The sequence below is a fragment of the Methanobacterium formicicum genome (assembly GCF_029848115.1).
Lineage (GTDB): Archaea > Methanobacteriota > Methanobacteria > Methanobacteriales > Methanobacteriaceae > Methanobacterium > Methanobacterium formicicum.
The window spans coordinates 70001-80000 of record NZ_JARVXG010000052.1; the positions used below are offsets into that span (position 1 = coordinate 70001).

Sequence of the window (10000 nt, forward strand, 5' to 3'; positions counted from 1 at the left end):
GACCAAACTCATTCCACAACAGATAGAAGCGAATAAATTAATGAATAACAGGAGAATTATACCATGAACAGCAGTCAGGCCGTTTATGACGGACTTAAAAAGGCAGGAATTGATTTCGTGGTTAGTGTGCCTTGTGTGAACCTGGGCAAACTCATGGAAATGGTGGACTGCGACCCGGATATCATCCATGTACCGGTTACCCGGGAAGAGGAAGGCTTTGGCATAGCCGCCGGGGCTTACTTGGGGGGTAAAAAACCAGCCATTCTTATGCAGAACTCTGGACTGGGAAACTCGGTGAATGTCCTGGCCTCACTGTTTAAACTCTACCAGTTCCCCATACTCATGGTTATCAGCCACCGAGGTACCGAAGGTGAATTCATGGGTGCACAGATCCCCATGGGCGAAGCCACTACTGGGATACTGGACACTCTGGAAATAGCCTACATAAACCCCAAAACACCGGAAGAAGCCCTTAAACTGGTACCAGAATCATGGCTACTGGCTGAACTGGCTGGATCACCCCTGGCCATACTACTGGAGATCAGTTTCTGGTAGATTTTACACTGAATATAAAATTTGATTTTATTATACTCAAAATATGGGGATTATATCTAAAAAAGGGATTATATCTAAAAAATAGGGAGATTTAGAAGAACATGGAACGAATAAAAGCCCTGGAACAGATCACCAGCCAACTAAAAGATGAACTGGTTATCTGCAATATTGGATTCCCTTCCCGGGAACTTTATCAGGTTAAAGATTCACCCCTCAATTTTTACATGCTGGGATCAATGGGTATGGCATCATCCATTGGCCTGGGACTGGCCATGGCCCAGAAACGGAGGGTTGTTATTTTTGATGGTGATGGATCCCTTCTGATGAACCTGGGGAGCCTAGTAACCATCTACAATCAATCACCCCAAAATCTGGTGCTGGTGGTACTGGACAATGAATGCTACGGCAGTACAGGTAATCAGTGCACCTACTCTTCCACCACTGACCTTAAAAAGGTGGCGGAGGGAGTTGGCTTTAAAAATACAGTACTCTACGAAGAATCTCTTCAGGAAATTGATTTTTCACCGGTACTGGAGATGGAAGGTCCGGTTTTCGTGCACATGAAGGTTAAAGCCGGTAACGCCAGTGTACCAGTGATCCCCCTGGAACCAGAGGAGATCAAGGAACGGTTCATGAGGGAAGTGCCGGGTTAAATAAAAAAAGGTTAAATAAAACCGTCCTTAACCTTACTCATTTTGAACCCTTAACTTATCCTGATAACCACTTGTGCTTATTTTATAACCCTTAATTATCTTGACTACCTTTTTAACCGGGTTTGATCTGTCTTCCGGCAGAAAAGGCGCGTTCCACCATTTCACCCACACCGTAATAGGCTGGATAATCTGGTGTGTAGATAAGTGGCTTTATTCTTTCTATTAAGGAGTTATCACCCTCAGTTAAGGATTCATCCACCTTCACATCCTTTATCTCCCCTATGAACTGGGTGTGTAATCCTATTTTAACGTGCTGGAGCAGTTCACACTCCACCACAAAGGGGAACTCCCCCACGTAGGGGGCATTCACCACTTCACTTTTAACCGGGGTGAGTCCCGTGGCCCGGAATTTATCCACATCCATTCCAGAGGCTATTCCAAAGTAGTCCGCTTCTTGCACATGATCTTCAGAGGGTATGCTAATGGTGAAGGCTTTACTTTCCAGAATGCTGTGATAGGTGTAGGTTGCTTCCCTTAGAGAGATGCTTATACAGGGAGGGTCAGAACAGCTTATACCTCCCCATGCGGCAGTCATTACATTGGGTTTTCCTTCTGCATCGTAAGTTCCCACTACAAATACCGGAGTGGGATAGGTTATGGTTTTGGCTCCCAGAGATTTTTTCAATAAAATGCCTCCTGTTTTTGTTTTTTTAAATCTATACATCCTAAAATAATGCCCATAAACACTTTTTAAATTTTTTAACCACCTATTTTAAAAAAAGGTTTACCAGTGCTGGTCACGCACCAGTTCATCCAGTTTTTTCCGGCCCATGCCCCTTGGTTCTGCATCAGGATAACCCAGTGGAGTGAATAATAGTGGTTCCACATCATCTGGTACTTTAAGCACTTCTCTGGCAGCTTCCACATTGAAAGCTGCTATCCAGCAGGTGCCCAGTCCCAGTTCCGTGGCCTGGAGGATCAGGTGGTCCATGGCAATGGCTGTATCCACTTCCACGTAGTTACGACCGTCCCGCCGGGTCCAGGATTCTGATTTAACTGCACAGGCACAGATAACTAGGGGAGCTTCGGTAAACCATTCTGCCGGGTAGATGGTCTTAAGTTCCTCTTCTCTACCTCTGGTTTCAATTATAATTAACTGAAATGGCTGTTTATTCACAGCGGTGGGTGCCAGTCGTGCCGCGTCCAGTACTTTTTCCAGTTTTTCCTTTTCTACTTCCTTTGACTGGTAACCACGTACACTGTATCTTTTTTTAATTATATCATGGAATTCCATATTCATCCTTCCTATCATCAATTTTAATGATTTTTACCCTCATTTTTTATGGAAGATTTCTAATGATCTCTTCAAATCTGTCCAGCTCATTCTCCCTTTCTTCCTCGGACATTTCCCCGGGTCCAAAGATGGCGAAGTAGGGTAGGGCATCCATACCCACAAATTCAAACAGTAGATGGTTGAAGTATTTCACCAGAACTTCGATGTCACCGTGTGGTCCTTTATCAGTGTAGAGTTCCCTGCTGGCCCCGGTGGTAAATGATAACATTCCTTTTTTGCCTTTTAAGAGTCCTTCATTGTATAATTTCATTTCCCCCACGTTGAATGCAAATCCATTGTAGAAAACACGGTCTATCCATCCTTTTAGAATGGCAGGGAAGTTACTCCACCATATTGGGAATTGGAATATGATCACATCGGCCCAAAGAACCTTGTCCATTTCTCTTTTAATATCCAGGGGTATGTTATCCTTTTCCACTGCATTTAGCTGTTCGGCTATGGGATTGAAGAGTTCCTTGTTCATCCTCTCTGGAAAATCATCTTTATCCAGGACAGCCTTCCAATTCATGGTGTAAAGGTCAGACACCTGCACCTGGTGTCCTTCATCATTTAACACATCCACTGCCAGTTCCTTCAGTGATCCGTTCAGTGATTCGCTCTCAGGATGCGCGAATACTATCAATACATTCATCATTTATCCCTCCTCTTTAGAAAAAATCAATTTTATTGGATTTTTCCCCTTCTAGTTCTTTATTTTATTTTTATTCTTAACCGTGCTTTCACTATTAATTATGTAATCAAGTCGATTATATACCTGAAGACTTGATTTGCATTTTATTTCGCGGGTTTAGATCTGATCTGGGCCACAGTTTGTCCGTTAATCCCTAAATTCTCATCAGGCCATTCACGAATAACTTATTATGAATTTTTTATCTATGCCTGTTATTTCAGAAACAACTTCTATAAACCCTTTTATTAAATCTTTCTTCTGCTCGTTGGAAAGCTTTCCCACTTCCATGGTTATTACCGGCATTTTACCCCTCAAATTATTTCCAAATAATATTAGATTCATTCCTCTCCGGTATTCGGTGGTATTTATATTTTGGATATCCGAGCATGAAGGGATAAATTATGTTGTTTCCCTTCGGTATTCCTAGCATGTCCTTCAATGGAGGGTGCTGGTTGCATACTATGTTGAAAAGACCAGCCCAACAACCACCCAATCCAAAGGAGGGTAGAGCCAGATCTAGGTGGGTTAATGCTATCATTCCATCGCCAACTGCCATCATATTATCTTCAGGAGCATGGGCCACCACCAAACATGGTGCTTCTCTGAGAATGGTGCCCATACCGTTCTCCCAGGCTTCAACAAATGAGGCTAAAGGTATCCTGTCATTTAGGGGAGAGTCAGTTTTTGAAATTTCCCTCATGGCTTCCATAGAAGCTTCGGCTATTTGGCTAATTTTGCCTGGATCATTGAAAACTATCCATTGTACCGGCTGTCCATTGCCCGCCGATGGTGCATACCTAACCATATCAAATATTTCTTCCAGGATCTCTCTTTCCACCGGTCGGTCACTATAATTACGAATTGACCTTCTGAATTTCATGTGGAATTCCATTTGTTCTGGAGAAATATTCAATCCCTCCCCTGATTCGGTTACTGTTTCAGATTTCTTATCTCCATCAGTTGACAAATTAATTAGCCTTATTGCACCTTCCGGACAAATAGCCCCACAATGTCCGCATTGGTTACACATAACTTCTGATCCTTCCACTATCTCTGGAAAATCATTTATCTGGATTAACCCCATTGGACAATTAAAAGCACATGTACCGCATTTTGTACATAATTCCTCTTTAAATTCTCTATTTATCATTTTTACCCCACTAAGTCGTATTTTCCTAATTGCGAATAGACTATTTAGAAAAAAATACTTCCAAACTTCATTTCCAATCAACTACCGCCTTATTTCGTTTAGGGATGTTATGATATTGATATTGAGGATATCCCACCATCATAGCACCGATAAATGTATGTCCTTCTGGTAATTCCAGTTCTTCAGCCAGGGGTGGCCATTGATTTAAGGCCATAAACAGACCCCCAGCCCAGCATGAACCTAATCCAAAGGAGGGTAGTGCTAGATCAAGATGAGTTAAAGCAATTACCCCATCTACACTAACAAACTGAGACATTGGATTGTTCTCATCCTGTTCAGCGTAGGCAATAACCACGTGTGGTGCGCCCCTTAAGACTAAATCAGTTCCATTTTCCCAGGCTTCAACCAGAAGATTAAATCCAGTGAAGTCCTGGTCTGGAGGAGCCTCACTTATTACATTCTTAATCCAATCAATGGTCAGACCAGCCACTTTTTTTACCTTAACTGGATCGTGGACTATCATCCATTTTACTGGTTGACCATTACCGGCTGATGGTGCGTAGCGGACTATGTCCATAACTTCTTCCAAGACCTTCCGGTCAACCGTTTCATTTTTATAGTGCCGAACTGATCGTCTGCCGCGCAAATAATTACCTATCTGCTTAGAGGAACCTATATCCCCTATTTTATTATCCATTGTTCCCTCTAAGGATGGGTCTACCAGTTCCAATGCTCCTTGAGGACAGACTGCTTCACATTGCCCACATATCATACAAACTAAGGCATTCTCCTTGGAAACATGGGGCACATCCCCCGGTTCTATGATTCCTGCTACACATATATCAGAACAGGTACCACATTTTACACATTTTTCAGAATCCACAGCAAGTTTTACCATTTCTGCATTCCCCCTGCATTTTCAGTTTAGTTATTTAGACAGTTATTTGTATGTACAAACAATTAATATATAAAGTTTACCAAAAATAATCTTAAGTAGAAGCAAGAACCATACCTAAGCTTGAGGTGTAATTGATTGATGAATGATGAAAACCAGAGCCAATGCCCTACGATGTGTAGTTGTCTCTACTTCACAAGTAATAAACTTAATAGAATTCTTAATAAAATGGCTGAGGAGGAATTCCTTAAAACCGGTCTTTCACCATCACACGCCCTAACCCTTATGAATATTGATTTTCAACCGGGTCTTTCCCAGAAAGAACTTTCAGAAATTATGAATATTAAACCTTCCACCACTACCCGTTTTATTGACAAATTAGAGACCAGAGGACTGGTAGAACGAAAAACTAAAGGTAAATCATCGTACCTCTATCCCACTCCGAAAGGAATTGATCTACAGGTTGAAATTAGCCAATGCTGGACCAACCTCTACAAACGTTATACTAAAGTTTTAGGCCAAGAAAAAGGTGTTGAATTAACTGAAATCATTGATAAAGCGGCAACTAAACTGGAAGAGAACATTCATGAGTAAATGATAGCTAAAAATTTTGAAAAAATAAAAAAAAATCCTTTATAAAATAAATCCTAAAAATTAATTAACTAATTTCCCATTTTACCCGCAACTTCTTTTAGTTTTTCCCTGATGGGTAGGTGTTGGGAACATATTTCCTCACAAAGTCCGCACTCTAAACAATTTCCTGCCATTTCCGTTTCTTTTAACATGAAGTAGTACTGACTTTTTACTTCGGAATATTCCTCCAACATTTCTGCTTGGTTCAAATAACTGAAACACTGGGGGATATTTATCCCACTGGGACAGGGCATACAGTAACCACAGGCACTGCATTCCACGGCAATTTTCCCCATGTAAACCTTTTTGACTTCTTCCATGATTTGTTTCTCTTCAGAAGCCATGGAATTAGGTAAACCATTCTCTGCAGTGTTTAAATTTTCCTGAAGCTGTGCAATGGTGTTCATACCACTTAAGACCACACTGATTTCAGGGATATCCCAGAGGTATCTGAGGGCCCATTCTGCAGGTTTTCTTTCAAACTGAGATTCGTCCCATATTTTCTGAACCTCCACAGGAACATGATTGGCCAGAACACCCCCCTTCAATGGTTCCATTATCACCACACCCACTCCTTTGCTGGCTGCGTATTGCAGGCCTTCTTTACCGGCCTGTATATTCTCATCCAGATAATTGTACTGTATCTGGCACATGTCCCACTGGTAGGAGTCCACCACTTCCTTAAAGAAGCTAGTAGTGTCATGGGTGGAAAATCCCGTGTATTTAATACGTCCATCAGAAATTGCCCTGTCTAAAAATTCCAGAACACCCAGATCCTCCAGATCAAACCATTGCCTCTCCTTAATGGAGTGCAGGAGGTAAAAATCAATATAATCTGTCTGGAGCCTCTTTAGTTGTTCATCCAGGAAACGATCCAGGTCTCCTTCTTCCTCCAGGAGCCAGGTGGGGGATTTGGTAGCCAGATAGACTTCATCTCTGCGGCTGTTTCCCGCAAAGTATTCTCCCAGGAAAAGTTCACTGGCTCCACCCTGGGAGGTGCCCCGGCCATGGTAGGGATAGGCCGTATCCAGGTAATTTATTCCCTGGTTCAGGGCATGATCCAGTAACTCTGATGATCTTTCAACGTCAATCTGGTCGTAACTACCCTTAATTGGCAGCCTCATACATCCAAAGCCCAGTATGGAAACTTTTTCACCGGTTTGACCCATCTCACGGTACAGCATAATCATATCCTCAACTAACTAACTGAATAAGAAATTTGACTTGAACACATATATCTATGATTGAATTTACCTTTAATGATTGAATTACCCTCTAACTCCTTTAAAAATTTAATTAACTTCATTTCTGTAACTCTCGTCCTATGTCCCAGGCCTTACCCACCTTTTCCTTCACTGTCCAGTAATAATTGTCAGGCATGGTTAAAAGTAGGGGATTGAGTTTGGCCAGGTCCGGTTTTCCATCAGTTAAGATCTTTTTATCCGCGTAGGAAGCAATTATTTCCCCCACAAATAGATCGTGAGTGGGCATTTCGTAGATATCGTAGAGTTTACATTCCAGGGAAAGGGGACATTCCCTGATGAGTGGCGCCTGTTCCAGTTCACCGTATTCAACTGTGAAAAGCTGTGATTTATCTTCTCTACGTCCAGATACCAGGCCACAGTAATCAACTTCCCGAATCATGCCCGCGGTGGGATAGTTAATGCTGAATGCCCTATTTTCCCTTATTAGTTGCGTGGTGAAATGAGCTTTGTTTATCCCTACAACCAATAAAGGCGGATTTCCATTAGCCCTGCTTAACCACCCTAATGCCATAAAATTTGCCACATCCCCATGTTTAGTGCCCAGAAGGGTCACTGGCATGGGATAAATGAACGAGTTTCCACCCAGTTTTTCTTTTTCCATTTTCAGTTCACCCCGGTAATCAATATAAACAATTGTACATACAAACGTTATAAATACTTTCCTGACACAAATATCTGAAACCAATTGATATAAAAAAATCACAGGTATGGGAAAAATTCACAGGGTATGAAAACTAAAAAATAGGGCCTTAAAAAAAGAATTAACCCCTTCTCCTCTCGAATTCCTGGTATAATTCATCCAGGTCCACACCTTTGTAAACCAGGAGCAGGAGGGTGTGAAATATAAGATCGGCAGATTCATAAACCAGGTTTTCATCGTTTTTAGAGGCGATGATTACCTCGGCTGCTTCTTCACCGATTTTTTCCAGGATCTTGTCTTCTGCCTTTTTTTTATCATCATCCTGCATTATACGAGATGTGTAGGAGTCAATGGGGTGGTCCCTTCTACCCTCCAGGACCTGGTAAACTTCCCTGATGATCTCATCCTTCATTTCTTAATCACCTTATCATCCTTTCGTAACGGGCCGGTTATGGCTATTAATGGGTGCTGGGCATCGTCAATGACCTCTATATCATCAAAGGTAAAGATGCCTTCCTTGTCTGCGGTTTTCTCCATTCCCAGTTTTATATCCTGGTCCAGGGTTATGACGTAGGAGTCAATTTCATCGTAGCCCAGTTTGCGGGAGGCCACAGTACGGTGATGGCCATCCACCAGGATGTAACGGTTGCCAGTCTTCACCACTATGGTGGGCTCGGCCAGTCCCCGGGTGAGTTCGTAGGTACGCCCCTGTAGTTCATCAGCGTAGACCCGGTTCTGGGTGGGTCTTAAACGTTCGATGGGCACCATTTCATGGACCAATTTGGTTTTAATATCATAGAGGTCTTCCAATGTTTTCTTAAAGTACCTCACCTTCATGGGAGTGGAACGTTCGATATGGGAGCGCACAATATCGGTGTTGGTTACTATCCCCACCAGGGCACCATCTTCGTTAATCACTGGCATACGGGATATTCCCATTCTAAACATTACCCGGGCAGCATCGTTGAGGGACATGGATTCATCCGCCACCACCACATCGGTGGACATGATATCCTCCACATGTTCCGCCCACTTTTTAAGGAGGAGGTCAAAGGCAGTTATCATGCCAATAACTCCATCATTGGTTTTGACGGGGAATCCATCGTGACCCGTTTTTTTCATCAGCTGGATTACTTCCTCGTTGGGTGTGTCCGGAGTGACGGTGATAACCGCCCGGGTCATGTAATCCTTAACCAGAGTGGATTTAGTCATCCGAACCTCCCTTTTTAGGGCCTTTCTTCCATATTAATCGGTTTTCACATTCTATCTTAATTACGCGGTGATAAGGAACCATGGATCCGTCAAACATGATCATAAATCCTCCTTTTAATCCTTCAATATCTGTGGCGGGAATGGTTTTAAGGTTATTTTCAGTTCCCCGGTGCAGGTAGGTGACCTGGCATTTTTCAATGTCCATTTCTGGATGCCAGTGAAGCATGTCCAGAATTCTCTTAGCCATTGGGACTAACCCCACCGGGATATGATTTTATTCCCGGTTCTTAAGTTCTTCAACCACCATCTGGTTGGTTTTTGCCGGGTCAGCTTTACCACGGGTTATCCTCATCACCTGACCAACCAGGAAGTTCAGAGCCTTAGATTTACCCTCAAAGTAGTCAGATACTGCTTCCGGGTTCTCTTCAATGGCCTGTTTCACTGCCTGGAGAACGGTGTCATCTTCCACTACCCCGATCAGTCCCAGTTCTTCGGCAATTACTCCTGGCATCTGGGGGTTTTGTGGTAGTTTTTCAATGATCCTCTGACCAGCTTTGGTGGTGATCTTCTTATCCTGCAACATCTGGAGTAATTCCACCAGCTGAGCCGTGGTTATTCCACTTTCCTTGTAGTTGAGTTTGTTGTAGTAGAGCACCCTTTTGAGTTCATCCCGCATCCACAGTGCAGCAAACTGGGGGTCCACTTCCTTGGCCACTTCCTCGAAGGCATCAGCCAGTTCCAATTCAGAGGTTATAACCTGAGCGTGGTCTTTTTTAATGCCATACTCCTCCACGAATCGTTCGGTTTTTATGTGGGCGGGTTCTGGCATTTTTTCATGTATGGATTCCACCCGTTCTTCCTCGGCGATCATGGGTGGTAGATCCGGGTCGGGTATGTAACGGTAGTCCTCAGCCTCTTCCTTAAGACGCATGGGGACGGTGATCATCTGTGATTCCAGGAAAGCTCGGGTTTC

At 43.0% G+C, this 10000-nt stretch carries 15 protein-coding genes (1 of these 15 only partly in view); 3 read left to right on the forward strand and 12 right to left on the reverse strand.

The features are described from left to right. Positions 1-63 precede the first annotated feature (63 nt). Both comD and comE read left to right on the forward strand, forming a co-directional pair. Positions 64-555, forward strand: a complete 492-nt coding sequence (gene comD, locus QC759_RS08390; protein ID WP_048072540.1) for a sulfopyruvate decarboxylase subunit alpha — start codon at positions 64-66, stop codon at positions 553-555. Positions 556-656: 101 nt separating this feature from the next. Further along, positions 657-1208 carry a sulfopyruvate decarboxylase subunit beta gene (comE, locus tag QC759_RS08395; protein ID WP_048072541.1) on the forward strand — a complete coding sequence of 184 codons (552 nt, stop codon included), beginning with the start codon at positions 657-659 and terminating at the stop codon, positions 1206-1208. Positions 1209-1320: 112 nt separating this feature from the next. Here comE and QC759_RS08400 read toward each other — a convergent pair whose 3' ends face one another. The 6 genes from QC759_RS08400 to QC759_RS08425 all read right to left on the reverse strand — a co-directional run bounded on the left by QC759_RS08400 (position 1321) and on the right by QC759_RS08425 (position 5280). After that, positions 1321-1893 carry a flavin reductase family protein gene (locus QC759_RS08400; RefSeq protein WP_048072542.1) on the reverse strand — a complete coding sequence of 191 codons (573 nt, stop codon included), beginning with the start codon at positions 1891-1893 and terminating at the stop codon, positions 1321-1323. Positions 1894-1992: 99 nt separating this feature from the next. Then, positions 1993-2502, reverse strand: coding sequence for a nitroreductase family protein (locus QC759_RS08405; protein WP_048072543.1), 510 nt, complete (start codon positions 2500-2502; stop codon positions 1993-1995). A 46-nt stretch (positions 2503-2548) separates the two neighbouring features. After that, the gene (locus QC759_RS08410) at positions 2549-3196 is read right to left on the reverse strand and encodes an NAD(P)H-dependent oxidoreductase (RefSeq protein ID WP_277897634.1); all 648 of its coding nucleotides are present in this window, start codon (positions 3194-3196) and stop codon (positions 2549-2551) included. Positions 3197-3406: 210 nt separating this feature from the next. After that, positions 3407-3535: a tautomerase family protein gene (locus QC759_RS08415; RefSeq protein ID WP_279845532.1), complete on the reverse strand. Its 129-nt coding sequence runs from the start codon at positions 3533-3535 to the stop codon at positions 3407-3409. A gap of 13 nt (positions 3536-3548) precedes the next feature. Next, complete coding sequence (locus tag QC759_RS08420) at positions 3549-4382, reverse strand: nitroreductase family protein (protein ID WP_048072544.1); 834 nt, start codon at positions 4380-4382, stop codon at positions 3549-3551. 67 nt (positions 4383-4449) lie between these two features. Further along, positions 4450-5280, reverse strand: a complete 831-nt coding sequence (locus QC759_RS08425; protein WP_048072545.1) for a nitroreductase family protein — start codon at positions 5278-5280, stop codon at positions 4450-4452. 138 nt (positions 5281-5418) lie between these two features. Here QC759_RS08425 and QC759_RS08430 point away from each other — a divergent pair, with 138 nt between their 5' ends. Next, positions 5419-5871, forward strand: a complete 453-nt coding sequence (locus tag QC759_RS08430) for a MarR family winged helix-turn-helix transcriptional regulator (protein ID WP_052399933.1) — start codon at positions 5419-5421, stop codon at positions 5869-5871. Between the two features lie 68 nt (positions 5872-5939). On the opposite strand, the gene QC759_RS08435 is transcribed toward QC759_RS08430, so the two are convergent. The 6 genes from QC759_RS08435 to gatB all read right to left on the reverse strand — a co-directional run. Next, positions 5940-7094 (reverse strand): aldo/keto reductase, encoded by a 1155-nt coding sequence (locus QC759_RS08435; RefSeq protein WP_048072546.1) that lies wholly within the window; start codon positions 7092-7094, stop codon positions 5940-5942. A 118-nt stretch (positions 7095-7212) separates the two neighbouring features. Beyond that, complete coding sequence (locus QC759_RS08440; RefSeq protein WP_048072547.1) at positions 7213-7776, reverse strand: flavin reductase family protein; 564 nt, start codon at positions 7774-7776, stop codon at positions 7213-7215. 160 nt (positions 7777-7936) lie between these two features. Then, the gene (gene hisE / locus QC759_RS08445; RefSeq protein WP_048072548.1) at positions 7937-8227 is read right to left on the reverse strand and encodes a phosphoribosyl-ATP diphosphatase; all 291 of its coding nucleotides are present in this window, start codon (positions 8225-8227) and stop codon (positions 7937-7939) included. Continuing rightward, positions 8224-9027, reverse strand: a complete 804-nt coding sequence (locus QC759_RS08450) for a CBS domain-containing ParB/RepB/Spo0J family partition protein (protein WP_048072549.1) — start codon at positions 9025-9027, stop codon at positions 8224-8226. The genes hisE and QC759_RS08450 overlap by 4 nt, the downstream gene beginning before the upstream one ends. Then, positions 9020-9274 (reverse strand): DUF504 domain-containing protein, encoded by a 255-nt coding sequence (locus QC759_RS08455; RefSeq protein WP_048072550.1) that lies wholly within the window; start codon positions 9272-9274, stop codon positions 9020-9022. Before QC759_RS08455 ends, QC759_RS08450 begins: the two co-directional genes overlap by 8 nt. Positions 9275-9301: 27 nt before the next feature. Continuing rightward, positions 9302-10000, reverse strand: the 3' portion of a protein-coding gene (gene gatB, locus QC759_RS08460; RefSeq protein WP_048072551.1) for an Asp-tRNA(Asn)/Glu-tRNA(Gln) amidotransferase subunit GatB. 663 nt of this gene lie beyond the right edge of the window; only the last 699 of its 1362 coding nucleotides appear in the window; its start codon lies off the right edge, out of view; it ends in the stop codon at positions 9302-9304.

What these genes read in the sequence shown, in the direction of transcription:
- comD (WP_048072540.1), top strand. Translation starts at nt 64, where the DNA reads ATGAACAGCAGTCAGGCCGTTTATGACGGACTTAAAAAGGCAGGAATT.
- comE (WP_048072541.1), top strand. Translation starts at nt 657, where the DNA reads ATGGAACGAATAAAAGCCCTGGAACAGATCACCAGCCAACTAAAAGAT.
- QC759_RS08405 (WP_048072543.1), bottom strand. Translation starts at nt 2,502, where the DNA reads ATGGAATTCCATGATATAATTAAAAAAAGATACAGTGTACGTGGTTAC.
- QC759_RS08410 (WP_277897634.1), bottom strand. Translation starts at nt 3,196, where the DNA reads ATGATGAATGTATTGATAGTATTCGCGCATCCTGAGAGCGAATCACTG.
- QC759_RS08415 (WP_279845532.1), bottom strand. Translation starts at nt 3,535, where the DNA reads ATGCCGGTAATAACCATGGAAGTGGGAAAGCTTTCCAACGAGCAGAAG.
- QC759_RS08420 (WP_048072544.1), bottom strand. Translation starts at nt 4,382, where the DNA reads ATGATAAATAGAGAATTTAAAGAGGAATTATGTACAAAATGCGGTACA.
- QC759_RS08425 (WP_048072545.1), bottom strand. Translation starts at nt 5,280, where the DNA reads ATGGTAAAACTTGCTGTGGATTCTGAAAAATGTGTAAAATGTGGTACC.
- QC759_RS08430 (WP_052399933.1), top strand. Translation starts at nt 5,419, where the DNA reads ATGAATGATGAAAACCAGAGCCAATGCCCTACGATGTGTAGTTGTCTC.
- QC759_RS08435 (WP_048072546.1), bottom strand. Translation starts at nt 7,094, where the DNA reads ATGCTGTACCGTGAGATGGGTCAAACCGGTGAAAAAGTTTCCATACTG.
- QC759_RS08440 (WP_048072547.1), bottom strand. Translation starts at nt 7,776, where the DNA reads ATGGAAAAAGAAAAACTGGGTGGAAACTCGTTCATTTATCCCATGCCA.
- hisE (WP_048072548.1), bottom strand. Translation starts at nt 8,227, where the DNA reads ATGAAGGATGAGATCATCAGGGAAGTTTACCAGGTCCTGGAGGGTAGA.
- QC759_RS08450 (WP_048072549.1), bottom strand. Translation starts at nt 9,027, where the DNA reads ATGACTAAATCCACTCTGGTTAAGGATTACATGACCCGGGCGGTTATC.
- QC759_RS08455 (WP_048072550.1), bottom strand. Translation starts at nt 9,274, where the DNA reads ATGGCTAAGAGAATTCTGGACATGCTTCACTGGCATCCAGAAATGGAC.